Raw genomic sequence first — 21,821 nt, forward strand, 5'->3', positions numbered from 1 at the left:
CCCAGCACTTTACTGTATAAAAAACCAGTTTATACTGTATGAAAACACAGTCATGGTTTTTCATACAGGAAAACAATTATGCTGGCACAACTGACCATCAGCAACTTTGCCATTGTTCGTGAGCTTGAGATCGACTTCCACAGCGGCATGACGGCAATCACCGGTGAAACCGGTGCGGGTAAATCTATTGCCATTGATGCCCTCGGCTTGTGCCTTGGCGGCCGCGCAGAGGGCGATATGGTGCGCCGGGGCGCAACCCGTGCCGACCTGTGCGCCCGTTTTTCCCTGAAAGACACCCCTGCAGCCCTGCGCTGGCTGGAAGCGAACCAGCTCGAAGACGGACGTGAGTGTTTACTCCGCCGCGTCATCAGCAGCGACGGTCGTTCCCGCGGTTTTATCAACGGTACAGCGGTCCCCCTCTCCCAGCTTCGCGAGCTTGGCCAGTTGCTTATCCAAATCCACGGTCAGCACGCGCATCAACAGTTGATTAAACCCGAGCAGCAGAAGGCCCTTCTTGATGGCTATGCAGGTGAGTACGCGCTTACTCAGCTTATGGCGGAACACTATCGCCAGTGGCATCAGAGCTGCCGTGAACTCGCTCAACATCAGCAGCAAAGTCAGGAGCGAGCAGCCCGTGCGGAACTGCTGGCGTATCAGCTTAAAGAGCTGAACGAATTCAACCCGCAGGCGGGAGAGTTTGAGCAAATCGACGAAGAGTACAAACGTCTGGCTAACAGCGGTCATTTACTTTCAACCAGCCAAAATGCACTCAACATGCTGGCAGATGGCGAAGACGTAAATCTACAGAGCCAGTTGTATAACGTCCGTCAACTGGTTACCGAACTGGTCGGGATGGACAGTAAACTCTCTGGCGTCCTGGATATGCTGGAAGAAGCGGCCATTCAGATCTCCGAAGCGGGTGACGAACTGCGCCACTACTGTGAACGTCTGGATCTCGACCCGAACCGTTTGTTTGAGCTTGAGCAGCGTATATCCCGTCAGATCTCACTGGCGCGTAAGCACCACGTCACGCCGGAGGAGTTGCCAGCCTTTTATCAGTCTCTCCTTGATGAACAACACCAGCTCGACGATCAGGCTGATTCACTGGAAACGCTGTCTCTGGCGGTAAACCTGCACCATCAGCAGGCGCTGGCAACAGCGAAACAGCTGCACGATATCCGTCAGCACTATGCGCAGGAGTTAAGCCAGCACATCACCGACAGCATGCACACCCTGGCGATGCCGCACGGCGTGTTCAGTATTGATGTTCGCTTCGAAGAGAGCCACCTGACTGCGGAAGGCGCGGATCGCATCGAATTCCGCGTCACCACGAACCCAGGTCAGCCTTTGCAGGCCATCTCTAAGGTCGCCTCCGGCGGCGAACTGTCGCGTATTGCACTGGCGATTCAGGTGATTACCGCGCGTAAAATGGAAACCCCGGCGCTGATTTTCGATGAAGTGGATGTAGGGATCAGTGGTCCGACAGCGGCCGTTGTAGGCAAACTGTTGCGCCAGTTGGGCGAATCGACTCAGGTGATGTGTGTCACCCACCTTCCACAGGTGGCTGGCTGTGGTCATCATCACTTTATCGTCAGCAAAGAGACGGATGGTGAAATGACCGAAACGCACATGAAACCGCTGGATAAACGCGCGCGTCTGCAGGAGCTGGCGCGCCTGCTCGGTGGTAGCGAAGTCACCCGCAATACGCTCGCGAATGCGAAAGAACTGCTGGCGGCATAAACTTTTTCGGGATCTCAGAGTCATAGAGAACAACAAAAACGCCGCCAGACCGGTTTCAAAGTGGGGCAAGGTCTATTATCATCGGCATATTACATATGAGCCGCGTTCTGCTCGGGCCCGAAAAGGAATCAAATCACTATGCGTTGTAAAATGCTGACCGCTGCCGCAGCGGTTCTTCTGATGTTGACCGCAGGCTGTTCCACTCTGGAGAAAGTGGTTTACCGTCCTGACATCAACCAGGGGAACTACCTTACCCCTAACGATGTGTCCAAAATCCGCGTGGGAATGACACAACAGCAGGTCGCTTATGCACTGGGAACCCCGATGATGTCCGATCCGTTCGGTACAAATACATGGTTCTATGTATTCCGTCAGCAGCCAGGCCACGAAGACGTGACCCAGCAGACCCTGACGTTGACCTTCAGCAGCGCCGGTGTCTTAACCAACATCGACAACAAGCCTGCCCTGACCAAGTAATCAGGTGTCAGAAATGCAAAAAGGTGCTCAATGAGCACCTTTTTTGTATCTGAGTTCTTACGAAGTATCGTAGCCCCGGTAAGCGCAGCGCCACCGGGGAAGAAAGCGCTACTTACTGGCCTTCTCCGCACGCTGACGACGCAGTTCTTTCGGGTCAGCAATCAGCGGGCGATAAATCTCAACCCGGTCGCCCTCTTTCAAGACGTCGCCAAGTTTCACCGGACGGCTGTAAATCCCGACCTTATTCTTCGCCAGGTCGATATCGCTGCGAAGCTCAAGGATGCCGGACGCGCGAATAGCCGCCTCGACGGTGGCCCCCTCTTCCAGCGTCACGCGCTGCAGATACTGCTTTTCCGGCAGCGCATACACCACTTCCACCGCAATCTTATGCGACACTGTAAACCTCTTTGGCGCGGGTCGTGAACGCCTGAACCATGTTAGACGCCAGCTCTTTGAAGATGCGGCCAAACGCCAGCTCAATAAGCTTGTTGGTAAACTCGAAATCCAGCTGGAATTCGATACGACAGGCATCTGCGCTCAGCGGCGTAAACTTCCAGCCGCCCATCAGGGTCTTAAACGGACCATCCACCAGATGCATCAAAATACTCTGATTATCGGTCAGCGTATTGCGGGTGGTGAACGTCTTGCTGATCCCCGCTTTGGAGACATCCACCGCCGCCGTCATCTGCGTTGGGCCGGACTCCAGAACACGACTCCCGGTGCACCCGGGGATGAATTCAGGATAAGACTGAACGTCGTTCACTAACTGATACATTTGTTCCGCGCTGTAAGGCACGAGCGCAGTACGGCTAATCTGAGGCATAGCATTTTCCATGGTCACACAACGGACAAATAATAACATTTATCACCTGTTAAAAAAACGCTAAGCCTCATCTCGTGCTAATATAGCGCGTTAGACCTCACGGGACGCAATGAGGTGACTTTTTGAAATCAGATTACCGACGGCTTTACGACACTTATGACGAAGAAAAAAGCACATAAACCAGGATCGGCGACCATTGCGCAAAACAAGCGTGCTCGCCACGAGTATTTCATTGAAGAAGAATTCGAAGCAGGTCTTGCGCTGCAGGGCTGGGAAGTAAAATCGCTGCGCGCGGGTAAAGCAAACATTGGCGACAGTTACGTGATCCTGAAAGACGGCGAAGCTTTCCTGTTCGGTGCGAACTTTACACCGCTGACCGTCGCCTCTTCACACTACGTATGCGACCCAACGCGCACGCGTAAACTACTGCTGAACAAGCGTGAGCTTGAATCTCTTTACGGGCGCATCAACCGTGAAGGCTTTACCGTTGTTGCGCTCTCTATGTACTGGAAAAATGCCTGGTGCAAAGTGAAAATTGGCGTGGCGAAAGGTAAAAAACAGCACGACAAACGTACTGACCTGAAAGAGCGCGAATGGCAGTTGGATAAAGCGCGCATCATGAAAAACGCAGGACGTTGATTCTGCACACTTATTGTACTATTCAATAAGTTAGCGTTTCGGGCTGGTATCCAGGAAGTGAAATCTGGTATACTCAGTTCAACACTATTGGGGCTGATTCTGGATTCGACGGGATTTGCGAAACCCAAGGTGCATGCCGAGGGGCGGTTTGCCTCGTAAAAAGCCGCAAAAAAATAGTCGCAAACGACGAAAACTACGCTTTAGCAGCTTAATAACCTGCTAAGAGCCCTCTCTCCCTAGCTTCCGCTCTTAAGACGGGGATCAAAGAGAGGTCAAACCCAAAAGAGATCGCGTGGAAGCCCTGCCTGGGGTTGAAGCGTTAAAACTAATCAGGCTAGTTCGTTAGTGGCGTGTCTGTCCGCAGCTGGCGTGCGAATGTAAAGACAAACTAAGCATGTAGTACCGAGGATGTAGAAATTTCGGACGCGGGTTCAACTCCCGCCAGCTCCACCAAAATTCTCCATCGGTGATTACCAGAGTCATCCGATGAAGTCCTGAGAGCCCGCACGGCGCAAGCCCTGCGGGCTTTTTTGTGTCTGTCGTTGTCCGAGGCTATCCGCCTGAATCCAGTAAAAATTGGTACACGTTTAGGTACACGCTATACTTTGCTCCATTAAACGTGTACCAATTATGGAAGGGATCCAGACATGGCGCGCATCACACGCCCCCTCACTAACAACGAAATTCTGAAAGCTAAACCTCGCGAAAAAGACTTTACCCTTCATGATGGTGACGGTCTTTTCTTACTCGTAAAAACCTCTGGTAAAAAACTTTGGCGCTTCCGTTACCAACGACCGGGAAGCAGCAGCCGCACAAATTTGAGTCTCGGCTCATACCCTGCCCTTACACTCGCAGCAGCTCGTCAGATACGCGACCAGCACTTAACCACGCTCGCGCATAGCATGGATCCACAGCAGCAACAGGAACAAGCGTCAGAACAACGTAAAATTGAGTTAGACAGCATTTTTTCAACAGTGGCTGCTACTGGTTTCAGATAAAAATCAGAAGTGTCACAGAGGATTATGCAAAGGATATTTGGCGTTCTTTGGATAAAGACGTGTTCCCGGCAATCGGTGCGATACCCGTACAGGAGATAAAGGCCAGAACGATTGTTGAAGCACTTGAGCCAATCAAAGCACGAGGGGCACTGGAGACAGTTCGCCGCTTGGTACAGCGTATTAACGAAATAATGATTTATGCGGTTAACACGGGTCTGATTGATGCAAACCCAGCATCAGGTATAGGTATGGCCTTTGAGAAACCCAAGAAGCAAAATATGCCGACACTGCGGCCAGAAGAATTGCCGAAGCTAATGCGCTCTTTGATGATGTCGAATCTCTCTGTTTCGACTCGCTGCCTGATTGAATGGCAACTCCTGACACTCGTTCGCCCTTCGGAGGCTTCTGGCACTCTATGGACAGAGATTGACTTAGGTTCAAAGCTCTGGACGATTCCTGCCGAACGAATGAAGGCTAAACGTGAGCACATTGTTCCTTTGTCTCCTCAGGCATTGGATATTCTTGAAGTGATGAAACCCATTAGTGGTCACCGAGAACATGTTTTCCCGAGTAGGAACGATCCAAAAAAACCGATGAATAGCCAGACTGCTAATGCCGCTTTAAAGCGTATAGGATATGGTGGTAAGTTAGTTGCACACGGTCTGCGTTCTATCGCCAGTACCACTTTAAACGAAGAAGGATTTAATGGAGATGTTATAGAATCAGCTCTAGCGCACACAGACAAAAATGAGGTACGCAAGGCTTATAATAGAAGTACATACCTGAATCAAAGGCGAGATCTTATGGCATGGTGGGGCATTAAGATTAAAAACAGTTATGGAGAATGGTAATGTCATTTATTTTACACACAGAGTCACCTTCTACTGAAGACATTATTGATGGTAACAGTCACAATAATATCTCGTTAAAAATTGCTAATACTCTTATGCGAGATGACGTAAATATCGTTGGGATAAACGGGCCATTAGGTTCAGGGAAATCCACAGTTATAAAACTTCTTGAGAAAAATCTTCCCAATGGTAATTTTCATTTTATTAATTTCGATGCAGAGTTATACCAGCAAGGTTCAACAAAAAAAGCTCTAATAACAAAAATATACGATGGTTTAGAACCCAATATACCTAATTCACTTAAGCCAAACCTAAGAGAGTTTAAAGATAATGCTCTTGGGAACAATGTTACCTATAAGAAGACTCAAGATAGTGAAATAAGCACTTGGGCTATACTTTTTTTATTCTCTCTTTTTATATGTACACAGTCAATTCGGCCACTTCAGACTGAGTGGGGTAAACCATCAGAAAGCATGAGTTATTGGCTCATGGGTTTGTTTATTTTATTCCTCACATCACCATTGCTTCTGTCTGCAATTTTTTTCATTCGTTCATTTTGGGATAGATCTTTAAAATTCGGGAATATTATTAAAAAAAATTCTGTAGATATAATCTCAGAGAAAATGCTTGTTTCAAAGGATGTAGGTAGTATTGAGTTGCATAATGCCATTAGTGGATTTAAGGAGTGTATACCACCTGGATTAAAATTCCTCTTAATTGTTGACAATCTAGATAGAATTCCATCTGAAAAAGTTAAAGAGCTATGGAGCGACATTGAATTAATCAGTAATTCATCTGAAAAAAGACTAAAGCTATTAATACCCTATTCATCAGAACATGTAGCAAAATCATTATCACAAGATATTTATGAGGGAAGAGAGTTTATTTCCAAGAGAATACCTATTAGTTTCCAAATCCCACCAATATTATCAGCTGGATGGCGGAATGTTTTTTCTCATTTTTGGCAGCAAAGTTTTCCAAGTGAATCCGAAAATTTGCACCATGACACATCAGAACTGATTGAAATCTGGCTTCCAAAGGCTTATCAACCAATAACCCCAAGATATTTAAAAAAACTTATCAATGACATACAGATAACTTCGCTATCAACCCCTTATGACGTAAGAAACATAACATGTGCATATTATATTTTAACTACGAAGCATAATGACCTTCCTTTCGAATACCTTTTAATTGATAATTTTGAAAGCAGCGATCTGGATGAAAAGACAAGGGATAAGTATAAAAAGAGCATTAGAAAGCTTCAACGAATTTATAATAATGACCGTAAGAAATGGATTGATGAATTGCTATGCATAAATTTCCAAACTAACGCTCAACTCGCTGAAGGAGAGTTAATTGATGAACCTCTTAAACTCGCACTAACTCAGTATAACTCAGAGGAGCTAGCGCGAATTTCAAATATGTTTGGTTTTGTATCAGCATGGAGAAGAGTTATTGACACAACAGATCCAACTGATTGGTTCATAACGCTTTCAAAAATGACTTCTGAAAAGAACGAAATTATTAAAGAAATACTGCCTGAGGTTATAAAAGCATTAGATACCATGGACATATCAGGTGCGTCAACTTTGGATAATGAAAATTTCTTGCCTTCATTAAACTCTTTGAAAAAAGATGGATTTAATGTTCATGGTTTATATCTAAGCAATATCCAAAAAACAATAGTACAAGATATCGCTAAGTATATTACTTGTGATGATGATAAGTTGATCGAGCTTGGTCAAAACAATACGGAAATACAACAAGCATTACATCATGGAGAATTGCTTTCACAATTAATCGGATACAATGTATTAAATAATCTATCAAGTGCCCCCAAAACTGTTTTCTACATACTTAACCTCAAAGATAAACCCCTATCATTTGAGAGTTTGGAGATTGAACAGATTAAATTAGAATCAAAAGATTTCATTGGTGGCCTACAATCACTCTTCGCAGGTGGAGTTGACTTTAACCTTACTGAAAAAAATGTAAGTAAGCATATTGAATTTGAAAGTGACGGAATCAAGTTGGTTTTGAAAGAAGGATTGCAGGCTGGATTGGAGTCAATCTTTAACAGTTTTACAAGTGTCAGCATACCTCAAAATATTTTATTATTTGAGATGATGGTGCTGACTCCACAATGGCATTCTGCAAATCTCAACCCTCATTACGCGCGAATTATAAATTATAATATTGATTGGAAGAGCAATTGTCTTGCACATTGGATGTCACACATGATTGCAAGTAAAAATATTGCATCAATAGATAGCTACAAGCAGTATATCTCTGTCGAAGACGATTTAACTTACTTCTTCAGTTGCTACCTAAAGTATATATCTAATTTCACGCACATATTTGAAGCGTTAACCAATGAGACCTTGAATGAATACTTGGTTCCTTCTTTGGAATTATTAGCAAATAATAAAATGCTAAAAATTAGCGATGTAAATCCTATTGTGGCTGACTTCTTCTCAGTTATGACACAGTATCTCTCAGATAATTTCATTGAATGCTTCATACAAAATAATCATAGTGCTTTATGCGATGCAATTGAGAATACCTACATTACAGACATTGATGATTCCCTAATCGATTACGTTGTTAATAACCCAGAAACGAATGAATTAACAAGATCGCTGATTCAAAGTTTCAAAGGTGAGGTAGATACACAAGATAAATTCGATAAAATCGCTAATGAAAACCACCCTTCCTACTCGAAGATTCTAGAGTTCTCGAAGAAAAATTCTGAGCATTTCGATTTTGCTAAAGATTTCATTTTTAATTTCTATGAAACATATAAAATTGACGCTATAGACAGACCGCTCCCTCGCCTCATTTTTGATACCTTATCAGATAACACCAAAGAAATAGCATTAAGAGATCTAAGTGATTTGATATACATGAGAGACCTTGATGTTAAAAGACCACTCGCTTTATTAAAGTATTTTTCAGACGTCTTGAATTATTCAGATGATGAATCAACATCAGGTTCAAGAGCAATTGCTCGTCTATTTAATCAAGTCGGCACTAATCCAGACATAGCTTCATGGCTAGACCGGCAAAATATAAACTTTTCAAAATGGAATATCAGTGATAAACAGTCTGTAGTAACTATCATCGCGAGTAACGCTGAGTTATTCCCTCGCCTTAAGGAAAAGGGCCCCGTTAAAAGCAAAATTCAGGAATTGAGCTTAGAGAACGACTAAAAGGCATAGCCCCCTCAATCTTAGATATTGAGGGGGGATTAAAAATTAATTATTTCTATCCATGCGCGCAATGCTCTCCCCGCCACGCCTGCCCGCTTAAGGGGGCGCTTTTAATGCAGGTGCATGACCGGCCTCAGGGTGCGCCAGTGCTGGTGCTGGCAAGGGATCCAGTGTTTGTAAAACGCATGCAAAACCATGCACCTTATGAATGCATGGCTTTTATACGTAAAAATGGCGGGATTTTCGGGGATTTTTAAGCGGACTACTGCACGACCAGTTCTGCACGACGGCGGATGTAATTCAGGTTCTGTGCAGGCGTGAATTTTTCACGACTATCCTCGCGCGAAGCCGTGCCAGGCCTGAATCCGATGGCCGTTAAAATGTCATTATCCTGCGCCGAATAATTAATTTTTTCACCGGCGACCAGCCAGAGCTGTAGCACCTCGCGCAGACAGTCGAGTGAGTGCTGCATGACGCAGCGCTGAATGGCGGCATGCTGCCCGGAATAATTCATCAGCTCGGGGACAAGGACGGCGGCCAACTCCGCGCCCTGCGCCTGCATAAAGTCATTCAGACGGTTAGGATGCTGATGCGCTGCAACTCTTCATGCGAATGAAGCAAGCTTTTCGCGGTATGCCTTTTCGACCTACGTTAGTTTATCCCTGAGTTGCAGCCGGGTGGAAATGCTTGCCTGACTCCTCATACCTTTGAGTAGCGTCAGTATGATCGCTTTAGTCACTTCGGATGGCTGTTCATACTGGTGCGCCAGCACATTAAACGGCTACCGCCCATTTAGACATAGAAGCACTATTATTGCCAAAAGATAGTGAGAATCAGCATCGAGTACTATTTCAGAAAGTCTCTATTCCGACATCAGTTAATAATACGCTGTCAGAGACATACAGTTCTCTATTACTTGTATTACTAATTGGATACAATTCGGCTGGGGAGTTACAGCATGTCATAAAGGTAGCAAAGAGGGCTTTCCTGGATTAGGAAAATTGCTTCTGCATAGCTTCTTTCATGGCAAGAATATGTACAAACGAATACAGATTGTTATATGCTCTTGGCCGGTACTACCGTAAATCGTACATGAGGGTAATAATGGATATTTCGCTTCTTACAGGACAACGGACTAACGCATGGTCAGCGACCATGATTAATCTTGAAGCTCGAAAACTCATTAATACAGCAAACATGGTAGCGGCTAGCCACCTCAAAGATGGGCTCACCAGAATTCATTTCATGGAAGACATTAAGTCTTTCATCACTGAGCAATTTTCTCTTGCCCGCAAAGCGAAGTCTGAGGAAGAAGGGATTTCCTACATAAAAAATCTAAGGGCTGAGAACGAAAATCTTCTTGAACAGGATCGTTTACTCAGGACAAAGGCTGCACAGATTTATGCCAAAGTTGAATTCATCAAGGAAAACAACAAAATCGTTGGTTATGTGATTTCCGCTGTGCAGGTTGTTTTTGCAGGTTTACAAGCCGCGGGTGGATTGATCCTTGCTAGTTCAATGACACCTGTCGGAGTCTTGTTAGGTGCCACATTAGTGATTGATGCGGCAAATACCGTATCCAGAGAAGTAAATAATCAATTACTGAAAAAATCTGGGTCCCAAGGGTTTGTCGCTGACACAGCGATGTCAGTAGCGGAGTTTATGGGATTTCGCAGTGAAACAGGTCTGGCAGCCTATAAAACGGTAAGTCTTGCTGCAAATGCGTACAGCGTATTCGGTTTACTTCGAAAACCAGGCTCCTGGCGCCTGTTTTATTTTATGCGCTCAGATTTTTACAGAAAAATGGACTCAATGAGTCGACCGAAACTAACTATGAAAATAATCGGATATGGCATAAACGCAAAAATCGTTTTCGACTTACTGACTATTGATAATCCTTCTTAAACCGCCAGGCTTTATACGTTAACTTGAGGGGAGTCATCCAGCAGAAGATACTAAAGATAAACAGTACAGCTACACCTGATGAGATGATATTTTCTGGGGACGCGAAGCACACTGCCAGGATGAACAGAACGATAAGTATGGCTGATAGAATGACAATCCCTTTAAATCGATTTGAAAGAGCAGGAAGCAAAATATCCAATGTAGTACTTTGCGTATCCACATAGCGTTTAAGCTTTCGAAGCTCTTCATTTGTAAAACCAGATTTAAGTAACACTTCTTCCGATATCGCCACGTCATTCCCCTTCCCTCTACGCGAAGCCAGTATACCGAGATCTCAGAAAAAAAAAACTGGCCAACTGACATGAACTTTATGCAGCCCCCTGATAAGCCTAGTTCTTGCTAAATTGTTCGGACAAGTTATTAAGCTGATGCAAGAGCTGTAATAGCTTAATTGGATACAGTACGNGCTCTTCATTTGTAAAACCAGATTTAAGTAACACTTCTTCCGATATCGCCACGTCATTCCCCTTCCCTCTACGCGAAGCCAGTATACCGAGATCTCAGAAAAAAAAAACTGGCCAACTGACATGAAGTTTATGCAGCCCCCTGATAAGCCTAGTTCTTGCTAAATTGTTCGGACAAGTTATTAAGCTGATGCAAGAGCTGTAATAGCTTAATTGGATACAGTACGGGGCCCTGCCATCGCGAGTGGTCATGCTCCAAAACATGAACGACAACACCCGAATGCGGCTCTCCATTGATAAATTCAGTAACATGAACAGCTCTACAACCAGGCAAATTTGTTTGCCAGTAAACCATCAAAAGCTTATGTTTTCTTCTTAGCGAACCCACAGCCACAAAACGCTTCCAGTCCAGACATGGAAACATACCCGGAATTAATGATGCAGCAGGTTCAATCACTATCTCTGATATTAACCCGCGAAGCTAGCGAGTTAACCCAGGCTCAGTGTGACGTCGTACTTAATGGCGAAAGCATGGGTATTCTCGTTCCCGGGCTCGTACTGGAAGCAGCTGTTCAGGTTAATGACCAGCGTTACATCCTGTTTCTGACAGACGATGTCATTTTCGAGGAATCGTTGACCATTGCCCTTATCGACGTGCATGACGGGCTTAAAGAAGTTGTTCGTTTAGATAATGAATACTCGACAGGAAGTTTTGCTGACCTCCAGATCACTGACGATAGCGTGAATTTCAGGTTTATTGGGGATTATATCTGGGCAGTGGAAGTATCAGATTCACCTCGCTTGCGTCTCCCTTTTGTTTCCGACCCGAAAGGTGTTAAACGGGAGCCAAGCCTGAAAAAACACATAGCGATTTCTGCCACTTCCACTCCGGAGAACATAAGTTGAAGCCATTATTAAACAGGATGTTCTCCTTAAATGATGTAGAGCTGATCGCCCGCGTCACCGTCTGGCACGCCTTATCAGAACTCTTTACCGGCCGCGAACTCCAGGAGTATGACTATCAATGGATGGCAGAGGTGCTGAAAAAATCCAGATTAAACCGGGAAGAGATCTTCAGAATTGTGGATGAGGAAGTCACCCCTGCTCTACAGGCTAATCTGCTTTACAACCCAACGCCGGTGATGGACGGTTGGTCAGAGGAAGACATCAAACGGCTTGTCACAGCGTATTTGAAAAGAATGCCGACAATTATCGAACGCATCATTTCTGCCCGGCTACTGTTAAAACAACGGCGTAAACACATCAGCAAGGAACTTAACGGGCTATCCGCTGAGCTGGATAAAGGTGTAATAAGTTAGAAAGCGAGATGATAACTAAAGGATGTTAATAGCACAGGTCTTCTCGCACAGACAAAAAACCGCACACCTCAGGCATGCGGTTTTTATATACCCGTCAGGTCAAGCTTACTCGGCGACCACAAACCCCGGCAGCTCGGCATCGAAATAGTTGTGATACATATTCATCACCTCAGGGTTGCGGAAGCTGTAGGTTTTTAGCAGCCAGCGTTTTTCCGCGGAGTAAGGATCTCGCACCTGGATGATTTCCCGGTTATGCAAAGAGTCCTGATTGGCGAAGGAGAACAGGTCGCCTTTGTTAATCGCGACGCGGCCTTTTGCCGCTTTGGTGATCGACACCTTAAGGTCAATCAATGCTTTGATCGCCTCTGCTGGCGCGTCCGGAGAATAAGTCGTTCGTGTGTCGTAGTAGCGAAAAGTATGAATATTTTCCAGGATCGGATGCAGTTCAGAATCAATCTGGCTGGCGTTCGAATCGCGAGAGTATTCATCAAAAGGGGTAAGAAAAAGCGGCTTTCGTAACCACTCCTGGGATTCAGCTTTCAGGTTATCCAGAATCGCTTTACCGTCCAGGTAGCCGGTAAAAATCAGGTTTTCTTCGCTGCAACGCATGCCTAATAAGCTGAGAAAATCAGCGCGCACGGGGTGAGCGGTACGATCGTTGTGGTAGTAAAGTTCGCCGTCCGTTTTTTGCGTTTGTGTGTTGCTGTATTTTTTGTCGGCATAAACATCATGGAAAAAATCACCGTTGTTGCGCGTGCGGTAGGCCAGTAACGGGGAGTCGGTGAGCTGAGCGAACAGTTCCAGCAGCGCCTCTCCAACAAAGGTCAGCTTTTTGGCGTACTTATCGTTAACGGGATTGGTCTGATCAAATTCAGGAATGATGGTGTCGAGTGGAACGTTTTTTAATAAATGCGCGTTAATCCCCTGATCCTTGCGTTCTTGCCTGACGCGCTCGCAGGCCTGTACAAAAAAAGTAGGCACCAGACCATGTTCAATGAGTTCGGTGATGGACTGCTTGAAAAGTTTGTAGTCCGTATAAGGGCTGATGGTGACGCGGCTGATAAGTTTTGATAGCTCATCTTTTTGAAGATCGTTAAACTCTAGCTGGGTGATCATAGTTTGATTGCCTTATGTACGCTCAAAACAGACGCTGCACCCTGAGAAAGTAAGGCGTCTTGTTTTGAGTCTTATGGTTGTAATGGATTAAATCTTTCCTGTTTGCCTTGCGTAAGCGAACAAGCCACCCGCGGCGACAATGTTCGCAAGTTCCCCTACCGGAGCGGTTTTCAGAATCCCATCAGCAGTAGCGATCTGATGAGCGTCTAAATCGATTTCAATGGTATCCCCCGTTTTCAGCGCACGGATATCGCAGCCTTCATTCAGCGTGACGGGCATGATTTGCCCCGTGGATACACAGTTGCGGAAAAAAATACGGGCGAACGACTGCGCGACAACGGCCTTCACGCCGGATGCTCCCAGTGCCACTACCGCATGCTCGCGCGAAGAGCCACAGCCAAAATTTTTCCCGGCCACAATAAAGTCATAACCGGCACGCTGCGTCTGCGGATTGATAAACGGCAGCGCCCCTTCCGGCAGTCCGCACATGGCAAGCGTTGCCAGCTCTTCACGCCCCTCCGCAGAGGCCGGGTTAATTTTCAAATATTCCGCCGTTAATATCTGGTCGGTATCGATATTGTCGCCTAACACATAAACCGTACCGCGCATTACGTTATTAATAGTCATTAGTTAAGTACCGTTCTGGATTAGTAATAAAACCGGACACTGCTGCGGCAGCCACGGCATACGGTGAGGCCAGATAAATCATCGCGCCCTTATTTCCCATTCGTCCCACAAAATTACGGTTGGTGGTTGAAATCACGCTTATCGGATCCCTGACTCTGCCAAAGGTATCCGCGGGTCCGCCGCAGCAGGCCGCGCAGCCGGGTTCAGACGATAATTTGACGCCAGCACGGGTCAGAATTTCGTATACGGAACGGCCCTTCACCTGCGTGGTGATCAGATTATGTAATACCTCTTTGGTCGCAGGGACGGCATAGGTTGGAATGGTCACCTTGCGCTGCCAGAGTATTTCTGCAGCAGCAATAAAATCATCCGTTTTACCGCCCGTGCAGGAGCCAATATAGGCTTGTGAAATAGCAATGTTTTCCAGCTGCGCTACCGCCACCACATTATCCGGCGAGTGTGGCCGTGCAATAACGCTGGTTAATCCCGAGACGTCAATATCAATCGTGCGAACGTATTGAGCATCTTCATCAGGCGTCATCACGGTATACGGGATGCGGGTTCGGGTCGCCAGATAATCCAGCGTGGCCTGATTCGGCACCATAATGCCGTTTTTAGCCCCGCACTCCACGACCATATTGCACATCGTCATCCGCTCTTCGACCGATAATTCGTCGATGACGTTTCCGGTAAATTCGATGGCATTATAGGTCGCCCCTTCCACGCCCAGTTCTTTCATCAACACCAGAATTAAATCTTTCGCCTGGACGCTTTTCGCTTTCTTTCCGTAGTAATTCACTTTTATGGTGGCGGGAACCATCAGCGGGATCTCCCCCGTGCCCAGGGCATACGCCCCGTCAGTGATCCCCACGCCAATGGCGAAAGTGCCAAAAGCGCCAGCGGTCACGGTGTGAGAATCAGTCCCCAACAGCACCTCTCCCGGCCGGGTATGTCCCCCTTCCGCCAGACCGATATGGCACACACCTTTATAGTCTGGGGTACCCACATCATAAAAATGCGTAATATTTTGCGCGTTTGCGAATTCCCGCATCACCCGAATATTTTGATTCGCCTGTGGGTCTGCGGAATAAACAAAGTGGTCAGGGATCATAATAAAACGATCCGGGTCCCAGACTTTTGCTTCCTCACCAAACTCTTTTTTAAATACGCTGGCGACGCCAGGCGTGCAGGGGTCGTGGGACATCAATACATCAACATTCACGAAAATAACTTCACCCGGTGAAACATGCGTTCTGTTACTGGCTTTGGCGATAATTTTTTCGGTTAACGTCATCCCCTGATTGATATTTACCGACGCATAATCATCAGTCTCGTGAATATTCATTTTTTTCTCCTCATTATCTGATGAGGAAATTACACCGTACAGAGGAGGGTCTTTCAACGGGAATCCGTTATTAGTCAGGTTAGTTTCATTTTGCGTGTGAATTGTTCCTCAGGTGGAACTGTGGTCCCCGCTGCGCAGATTCTTTAAGTAAAGAAGAGCAGATATGCATACCACCGAAATATAGATCAGACAGAAGATCAGCATTAGCGTGGTAAAGTCCCGACTCACAAGCAGCCACGCCCCGACAGCCAGTAAAAATGCATTGGCCAGCCCGAAATCACGCTCCATGCGTGCAAACACGCGCATGCGTTCATCCGGGGTATTGGCAGAGAGATCGAGGTTAGCAAGCGTGACGGGCCGAATCGTCCCTGAGCCAAACCCCAGCAGCACCAGCGCCAGCAGTCCGGAGATAAAATAGTCCATGCCTTTCGCTGCAAGCCATTCATTGCTGGCAAAAAGGCCCAGCGCCGCCGTCATGAAAAGGCTGGTCGTCGCCAGCAGCGCCGTTACCCCAAACCGGGCGATGAAAGGTCCGGCTATTTTGATTGCCCCCCAGGACGAGAGCGTGAAGCAGCTCAGCACGGCACCGAAAAGCAGAGGGTCGACGTTCACCATAATAAAGTAGAACGGAATAAAGCCGATGAAAGGCGCCAGCGTAAACGCTCTTGAGATGGAATAGAACAGCATCCAGAAGAGCTGATCCCCTCTGGGCGAAAAAGAGACCCGCTCAACAGGCCGCGCAGGTTCATGCTCTGCCCCCTGCACGCGAATCAGCAATACGCATCCGGAGGAGATAACGCTCACCAGAATGGCGGCGATAAACGGCCACTGGGGATTATAGTCAAACAGAATGCTCCCCAGCGATCCTGCCACCAGCGTGGCAATAAACATCCCGCTTTGCGACGTGGTCTGGATCTGCATAAACCGGTGCTGATCGCCTGCGGTGAGCTGGCGCAGCAGGGCCGCATCCGTGGTTAGCGCGATGGTAAACCCCGCGCCGCCAAGCAGCTGCGATGCCACCAGCAGAGTAAGATTGACCTCACTTTGCCGGGTACTCCACAGCATCAGCGCCATTCCCAGCGCCTTCAACAGTTCGCCTGCAATCACCGTCTGTCTGGGAGACGAGAAGCGCAGCAGCCAGCCGGGTATGCCGCTGCTGAAAGTACTGGTTAATCCATACAGCGCCAGCAGGAAAATAATCCGGTACATCCCCATATCTATCGTCCAGAAATAGAGTAACAAGACGGGAAGATGGAAATAGCAACGGGAAATAATACGGTAGGCCAGGAACAGGCCATGGTTGCCAGATCCGGGATGTGACCGGCGCGTCGTCATGACGACAGCATCGCCATAATGTCCATATCTCCCGCACGAAGGATGTTAATCTCCTCCTCCAGCAGCGAGACGATGGTGCTCGAGACCGTTGTCACAGGGCGCTGGGCTGCGGGCAGAATATAACCCACACGGTCGCCAAACGTCTGGCGGGCGGCATCAATGTCGATCAGGCAGTCAGACTCCACGCCGGAGATATTGGCAGAACTCATCCCCAGCGGGCGGCCAAACAGCGCAATGACCTCTCGCAACACGCTCTGATGGTTGCACACCAGAGAAACAGATTCAGGCTTCAGATACGGGTTCTGCGGTACTTTATCCGATGCCGGAACCACCACATTCAGCGCGCCGGGCATGGCACCAATCAGCTTGTCGAGCGCAGCGCGGTGCTGAAGCTTATCAACAGCGATGTACTCCCACGCCTGTGCCGGTTCCGCGACAAAAAGCGTCAGCGGTTTCTGTCGTTCGCGTTTTTTGAGATCGTAAATTTTCTGGCAGGCGTCAATATTCCACGGGTCTGCCGCCAGGGCGTAATTGGTATCCGTGGGAACCAGAACCACCTCACCGCGCTTGAGGGCGGCGACCGTATTGTGTATATGCTGCATCTCTTTTCCTGTTTAAATGTTGACGGTTACGCTACGGCCCGCGAGACAGAAACTGGCGGGATCCGGCACGTCTTTCCAGTCGATATCGATATGTGCAGTCAGGACTTTCACGGGCAACTGGCGCCGCGCGATTTCAGGTGGGGGCTGAACGTCCCTTTCCCCTACTGCCACACGTCCACTCCCCGCGCGGAGGGTTCTTATTGTTCCTTTCCAGCGCATGGCTGACGAGGTGCTCAGGCGAACCGTGACGGCCATCCCCGGACGCAGACGATCGGCATCAGACTCATCAAAAAACGCCTCAACCCAGCGGGTGCGGCAATCCAGAATGCGCACAATCGGCGAGCCGTTCTGAACGCTTGCGCCATTCTCCTCGGTGACGTCCCAGATCACGCCGTCCGTGCTGCTGCTGAGCGTCGCCTGCTGACGAGAGTGAAGGAGCGCGGCAACTTCCTGAATGCTTTGCGTCGTCGCCTGCCTGCGGGCAATCAGCTGCAGCCTCTCCTGCTGCATATTCTCGATCGTGAGCGACATATCGCGCTGATTTTGCTGTGGCGCATCCAGCGTTCTTGGCCCTGTCAGCTGAAGGCCGGATTTCGCGGCATTCACGTCCAGTAAACGCTGACGCAGCTCGGCCGCTTTCGCCTCCTGGCTGGCCTGTAGCACCCGCGTGTTGTTCTTGCGCTCTTCATACTCCATGCTGCTGATAAAACGCTGCTGGTAGAGGTTTTTATAGCGCTGAAGCTGCTGTCGGGAGAATGCGGTTTGCGCCGTAATCGCGCTCAGTTCCTCCTTCAGTTGCACAAACGTGGCTGCCGATTGTTTCTCACCTAGCTGCTGCTGCATCCTGCTCTCGGCGAGGTATTGCTGTCGCTGCTGCTGATAAACCTGCAGTCGCTGATCGATCCCCGAAATGTGCTTGTCGAGCTCAGCAAGCTGGATCTCCAGCGCGCTGCGCTGGGCCACCAGGCCAGGGATCTGATCGTTTGCCTGTGTGGTCACCACATTGCCCAGGGACTGTCGGGCCTGGACCGCCTGGCCCGGCGCGATGTTCTTCGCCAGCACGAGCTGTCCCGGCAGCGGGGAGAGCACCGTGGATATTCGGCCATTGATAAAGGCCTCCTTGCTGGAGACCCCCATTCCCGCGAAAAATAGAAGAACAATGGCCGCCAGCACGCCACCCGCCACGCCCCATTTGAGGAGGCTATGCCGGGCGAAAACCGCTCTGATTCGGTTAATCACACACGCCTCATTAACGCTTGTACAGCGTGACGACGCTGGCTTTCTCAAGGGTATGCATGTTGATGAGGAAACGTATCACCGCGTTGGGCAGATCCGGCGTCACGCCCAGATCATCACAGCTCAGGGCGTGCAGGGTGAAGATGTAGCGGTGCGGAATATCTCCTTCTGGCGGGCAGCAACCGCCGTAGCCAGGCGCGCCAAAATCTGATTGTGCGTGTTTGATGTCGGGTGTGTTCGCCGGGTTTCCCGCTCCCGCCGCAAGCGCGGTCAGGCTGGCAGGAATGTTATAGGCCACCCAGTGCCAGAAACCGCTGCCCGTTGGCGCATCAGGATCGTAAGCGGTGACGGCAAAACTTTTGGTCCCCTGCGGGACATGTTCCCAGGACAAGGCGGGAGAGACATTATCGCCATTTCCGCCAAAATTATGATATTCGTTCGCTTTAGTAAGAAAACCGTAGTCGTATAAACCTGCAATAGATAATTTCATAGCGTTAACCTCTGCTTGATTGTTGGCATTTACCGGTGGGTTGTTCTATTGGTAACCGATTGAAAGCAAAACCGGTAACAGAATTCGCCAACCCGGCGAATTGCCCAGGAATAACGCGATATTGTTCCAACACTGAAACAATGCGGTGAAAATTTCTCTGCCGATTGCGAAGCCTCTTATTACACGACATCCTTGCCCTAAATTTATGACACCAGTGTGGTGCAGGGAGAATGAATGATGAATAAGAAAGTCGCGTGGAATGGTCAGGTTCAGCCGGAAGCGATTAACGTATTATCGGCGGAAGGCGGAATGATTGTTTGCCCTACGAAAGTGGGTTATATCATTATGACCTCGGATAAAGAGGGGCTTGAGAGAAAATTCGAAGCGAAACAGCGAAACCGTAATAAACCCGGCGTGGTATTGTGCGGCAGTATGGAACAGCTGAAATCGCTGGCGGAAATGAACCCGGAAATTGAGGCATTTTATCAGGCACACTGGGATGCAGACGTATTACTGGGCTGTATTTTGCCGTGGCGAGAAGATGCCATCGCCAGATTGCCTGATAACGGCCTGAAAGATCTGATGATGGACGGCAGAAAAACCAGCTGCTTCGTGATTAAATTTGGCAAACCCGGTGAAATGATTGCCAAAGAGCTGTGGGAAAAACATCAAAAATTCTCTTTTGCCAGCTCGGCGAATCCGTCAGGCAAAGGCAACCGCGGCATGGTGGAGTTCATTGGGGAACGCATCGAAGCGCGTGCAGACGTCATTATTTGTGCCAACGAGTACGTTAAGTCTATTCAGCCTGATGAAACGCAGGAGAGTCGCTATGAACAAGGCGTCATGGTGTCAATGGTAGACAGTGAAGGGAAACTGGTTCCTGAACAGGGTAGCGCCCGAAAAGTGACCCCTTGCCCGGTATTAATTCGCAAAGGTCTCGACGTCAATAAAATTATTAACTTCATGTCAGCCCAGTTTAATACCTGGGACTATCGCCACGGCGATTATTATTAATATTTCGGGTTTAACCACGTCACAGGGATGTCGATAATTATGTCATTTATAGACAAGGCCATTACCGTATTGCGTAATAGCGGGATCATACTGATCCCTACCGATACTCATTTTGCACTGGCGGCCGATCCTTACAGCCTGGACGCCATGGAAAAATTGACGCTGTTAAAAAGATCGCCCGGTACGAGAGAGATGACGTTTTGCTTCTGCGAACTGGCTGATATATGGGAATGGGTGGATGTCAGCCCGTGGCAAAGAAGCAAAATTGAAATGCTCAGCCGGGCCTGCTGGCCCGGCACCCTGAAAATCAGCCTGCGAAAGAAACAGCGAGCCGGTTTTCTTCCCGGCGCAGGCGATATTCTTCCGGTCGTCTGCGTGAAAAACAGTCAGATGCGAACCATCATCAGCCGGTTAGGCAGGCCTTTGGCGGTCATCCCGGCAGGATATCCGCAGGCTGAGGGCGATCTTGTGAGTTTTACGCTCGCCCGGGAAGACATGGGAGACCGCGTCGATCTGGTCGTCCCGTCCAACTGCAAAAATCCCAGCCGTACCGCCACCACGCATATCTCTTTGCTTGATGACAATGTCTCGATCCTTCGTCATGGCGAGCTGGATATCAGTAGCCTGCTTTGACCTCAGCTCCGGTGATAAGCTGCTGAAGTTCGTCGCTAAAACGCTTAATGCCTGACGTCATCGTATTTTTATTTTTTGACAGCAGCCAGACTTTATATTCATCCATCTGCCAGCCGGGTAAAAGCCGGACCAGTTTTCCGGTGGCGAGACTTTCTCGCGCAATGTAATTGGGCAAGTAGGCAATGCCCAGACCGGAAAGTGCCATGCTGATCAGCGCAACGCTGTTATTGCTTCTGAAGCGGCTATGGACGTCAATATTGACCTTCTGTTTCTCTTTTCTGAACGGCAGCGAAACCGTACGTGCCACACCACGGAACAGGATGTAGTTATGGGCGGGGAGATCGCTCGGGGTCTGGACAGGACGCATCCGGGCGATAAAGTCAGGGGTGGCATACAGCCCCCACTGGATGGAGCATAAAAATTTGGTATGCTCATGCGTTGGCGTGTCCTGAGCCACGATGATGGACAGATCGTACGGGCTCTCTTTGATATCCACCGCTTTATCGGATAAATCGAGATCGACGTTGGCCATAATATTTCGTTCTAAGTAAGCATTTAAAGCTGGCACAACATACTCTTTTCCGAACGTCACCGGGGCAAGTATTTTTATTGTCCCCGCCGGCTCCTCATAATAATCCCGTATAAAGCGTTCTGCGGCACGCAGCTCATTTAATATTTTGAAGCAGTGCTGATAGTAGCTCAACCCCAGCTCCGTAATCTCTATTTTCCGGGTGGTACGCTTAAGCAGCATTGCACCAATACGTTTTTCCAGCGTTGAAATATCCCGGCTAACTGACGACTTCGACATTCCCAAAGAGAGTGCGGCCTCGGTGAAGCTCAGGGTTTCGACGACACGCGCGAAAACCACCATCGGAATTAAATTCTCGATTTTTTCCATTCTACAATCTGCACCCGATCAGCAAACGTCACCCGACAATTAGTCGCAAAAGTCCTTGCTAGCGTCAAGTGAAAAATTCCCAGCGTGCCGCCCTCTT

General features: G+C 48.2%; 20 protein-coding genes, 1 other RNA gene and 2 pseudogenes. 11 read left to right on the forward strand and 12 right to left on the reverse strand.

Annotation, left to right across the window (positions count from 1 at the left end):
• Positions 1–78 precede the first annotated feature (78 nt).
• Together recN and bamE are read left to right on the forward strand one after the other, a co-directional pair.
• The gene (gene recN / locus AC2T6E_RS14910; protein WP_010434161.1) at positions 79–1,740 is read left to right on the forward strand and encodes a DNA repair protein RecN; all 1,662 of its coding nucleotides are present in this window, start codon (positions 79–81) and stop codon (positions 1,738–1,740) included.
• A gap of 138 nt (positions 1,741–1,878) precedes the next feature.
• On the forward strand, positions 1,879–2,217 hold the full coding sequence (gene bamE / locus AC2T6E_RS14915; protein WP_014884883.1) for an outer membrane protein assembly factor BamE: 339 nt from the start codon (positions 1,879–1,881) through the stop codon (positions 2,215–2,217).
• Between the two features lie 108 nt (positions 2,218–2,325).
• On the opposite strand, the gene AC2T6E_RS14920 is transcribed toward bamE, so the two are convergent.
• Both AC2T6E_RS14920 and AC2T6E_RS14925 read right to left on the reverse strand, forming a co-directional pair.
• Entirely contained in the window at positions 2,326–2,613 is a 288-nt protein-coding gene (locus AC2T6E_RS14920) for an RnfH family protein (RefSeq protein ID WP_008502503.1), read from the reverse strand.
• Positions 2,603–3,040, reverse strand: a complete 438-nt coding sequence (locus tag AC2T6E_RS14925) for a type II toxin-antitoxin system RatA family toxin (RefSeq protein ID WP_010434164.1) — start codon at positions 3,038–3,040, stop codon at positions 2,603–2,605. Before AC2T6E_RS14925 ends, AC2T6E_RS14920 begins: the two co-directional genes overlap by 11 nt.
• Before the next feature lie 156 nt (positions 3,041–3,196).
• On the opposite strand from AC2T6E_RS14925, the gene smpB reads away from it, so the two are divergent.
• From smpB to AC2T6E_RS14945, 4 genes and pseudogenes are all read left to right on the forward strand, one after another.
• On the forward strand, positions 3,197–3,679 hold the full coding sequence (smpB, locus tag AC2T6E_RS14930; RefSeq protein WP_006178063.1) for an SsrA-binding protein SmpB: 483 nt from the start codon (positions 3,197–3,199) through the stop codon (positions 3,677–3,679).
• An 89-nt stretch (positions 3,680–3,768) separates the two neighbouring features.
• Positions 3,769–4,132, forward strand: a transfer-messenger RNA (tmRNA) gene (gene ssrA / locus AC2T6E_RS14935).
• Between the two features lie 194 nt (positions 4,133–4,326).
• Positions 4,327–5,528, forward strand: a pseudogene (locus AC2T6E_RS14940) (integrase domain-containing protein).
• On the forward strand, positions 5,528–8,740 hold the full coding sequence (locus AC2T6E_RS14945; RefSeq protein ID WP_486692355.1) for a P-loop NTPase fold protein: 3,213 nt from the start codon (positions 5,528–5,530) through the stop codon (positions 8,738–8,740). Before AC2T6E_RS14940 ends, AC2T6E_RS14945 begins: the two are co-directional and overlap by 1 nt.
• A gap of 262 nt (positions 8,741–9,002) precedes the next feature.
• Here the strand turns inward: AC2T6E_RS14945 and AC2T6E_RS14950 are convergent.
• Positions 9,003–9,358 (reverse strand): annotated as a pseudogene (locus tag AC2T6E_RS14950) (phage polarity suppression protein); the annotation flags it as partial.
• A 486-nt stretch (positions 9,359–9,844) separates the two neighbouring features.
• On the opposite strand from AC2T6E_RS14950, the gene AC2T6E_RS14955 reads away from it, so the two are divergent.
• Complete coding sequence (locus AC2T6E_RS14955) at positions 9,845–10,645, forward strand: DUF4225 domain-containing protein (RefSeq protein WP_486692357.1); 801 nt, start codon at positions 9,845–9,847, stop codon at positions 10,643–10,645.
• Here the strand turns inward: AC2T6E_RS14955 and AC2T6E_RS14960 are convergent.
• Positions 10,626–10,937: a hypothetical protein gene (locus AC2T6E_RS14960; RefSeq protein ID WP_215230152.1), complete on the reverse strand. Its 312-nt coding sequence runs from the start codon at positions 10,935–10,937 to the stop codon at positions 10,626–10,628. The two genes, AC2T6E_RS14955 and AC2T6E_RS14960, sit on opposite strands and share 20 nt — an antisense overlap.
• 508 nt (positions 10,938–11,445) lie before the next feature.
• On the opposite strand from AC2T6E_RS14960, the gene AC2T6E_RS14965 reads away from it, so the two are divergent.
• A complete protein-coding gene (locus tag AC2T6E_RS14965) occupies positions 11,446–12,015 on the forward strand; it encodes a hypothetical protein (protein WP_454539379.1) in 570 nt (189 codons plus the stop codon).
• A 17-nt stretch (positions 12,016–12,032) separates the two neighbouring features.
• Positions 12,033–12,428, forward strand: coding sequence for a DUF7079 family protein (locus AC2T6E_RS14970; RefSeq protein WP_486692520.1), 396 nt, complete (start codon positions 12,033–12,035; stop codon positions 12,426–12,428).
• A gap of 105 nt (positions 12,429–12,533) precedes the next feature.
• Here AC2T6E_RS14970 and AC2T6E_RS14975 read toward each other — a convergent pair whose 3' ends face one another.
• From AC2T6E_RS14975 to AC2T6E_RS15005, 7 genes are all read right to left on the reverse strand, one after another.
• Entirely contained in the window at positions 12,534–13,544 is a 1,011-nt protein-coding gene (locus tag AC2T6E_RS14975; RefSeq protein WP_454539380.1) for a taurine catabolism dioxygenase TauD, read from the reverse strand.
• Between the two features lie 87 nt (positions 13,545–13,631).
• Positions 13,632–14,171: a LeuD/DmdB family oxidoreductase small subunit gene (locus AC2T6E_RS14980; protein ID WP_010434257.1), complete on the reverse strand. Its 540-nt coding sequence runs from the start codon at positions 14,169–14,171 to the stop codon at positions 13,632–13,634.
• On the reverse strand, positions 14,161–15,516 hold the full coding sequence (locus AC2T6E_RS14985) for a 3-isopropylmalate dehydratase large subunit (protein WP_214606182.1): 1,356 nt from the start codon (positions 15,514–15,516) through the stop codon (positions 14,161–14,163). The genes AC2T6E_RS14980 and AC2T6E_RS14985 overlap by 11 nt, the downstream gene beginning before the upstream one ends.
• A 108-nt stretch (positions 15,517–15,624) precedes the next feature.
• Positions 15,625–16,851, reverse strand: coding sequence for an MFS transporter (locus tag AC2T6E_RS14990; RefSeq protein ID WP_108416449.1), 1,227 nt, complete (start codon positions 16,849–16,851; stop codon positions 15,625–15,627).
• The gene (locus AC2T6E_RS14995; RefSeq protein ID WP_174340969.1) at positions 16,848–17,453 is read right to left on the reverse strand and encodes an L-threonylcarbamoyladenylate synthase; all 606 of its coding nucleotides are present in this window, start codon (positions 17,451–17,453) and stop codon (positions 16,848–16,850) included. Before AC2T6E_RS14995 ends, AC2T6E_RS14990 begins: the two co-directional genes overlap by 4 nt.
• A gap of 12 nt (positions 17,454–17,465) precedes the next feature.
• Positions 17,466–18,692, reverse strand: a complete 1,227-nt coding sequence (locus AC2T6E_RS15000; RefSeq protein WP_089599033.1) for an HlyD family secretion protein — start codon at positions 18,690–18,692, stop codon at positions 17,466–17,468.
• A 10-nt stretch (positions 18,693–18,702) separates the two neighbouring features.
• Positions 18,703–19,179, reverse strand: coding sequence for a YbhB/YbcL family Raf kinase inhibitor-like protein (locus tag AC2T6E_RS15005; protein ID WP_431643060.1), 477 nt, complete (start codon positions 19,177–19,179; stop codon positions 18,703–18,705).
• A gap of 234 nt (positions 19,180–19,413) precedes the next feature.
• On the opposite strand from AC2T6E_RS15005, the gene AC2T6E_RS15010 reads away from it, so the two are divergent.
• Positions 19,414–20,193: an L-threonylcarbamoyladenylate synthase gene (locus tag AC2T6E_RS15010; protein WP_029485171.1), complete on the forward strand. Its 780-nt coding sequence runs from the start codon at positions 19,414–19,416 to the stop codon at positions 20,191–20,193.
• Positions 20,194–20,232: 39 nt separating this feature from the next.
• Positions 20,233–20,826, forward strand: a complete 594-nt coding sequence (locus AC2T6E_RS15015) for an L-threonylcarbamoyladenylate synthase (RefSeq protein WP_089599031.1) — start codon at positions 20,233–20,235, stop codon at positions 20,824–20,826.
• On the opposite strand, the gene AC2T6E_RS15020 is transcribed toward AC2T6E_RS15015, so the two are convergent.
• Positions 20,810–21,724, reverse strand: coding sequence for a LysR family transcriptional regulator (locus AC2T6E_RS15020; RefSeq protein WP_042713371.1), 915 nt, complete (start codon positions 21,722–21,724; stop codon positions 20,810–20,812). The genes AC2T6E_RS15015 and AC2T6E_RS15020 overlap by 17 nt on opposite strands.
• Positions 21,725–21,821 lie beyond the last annotated feature (97 nt).

Source organism: Enterobacter sp. B79-1, assembly GCF_057444735.1.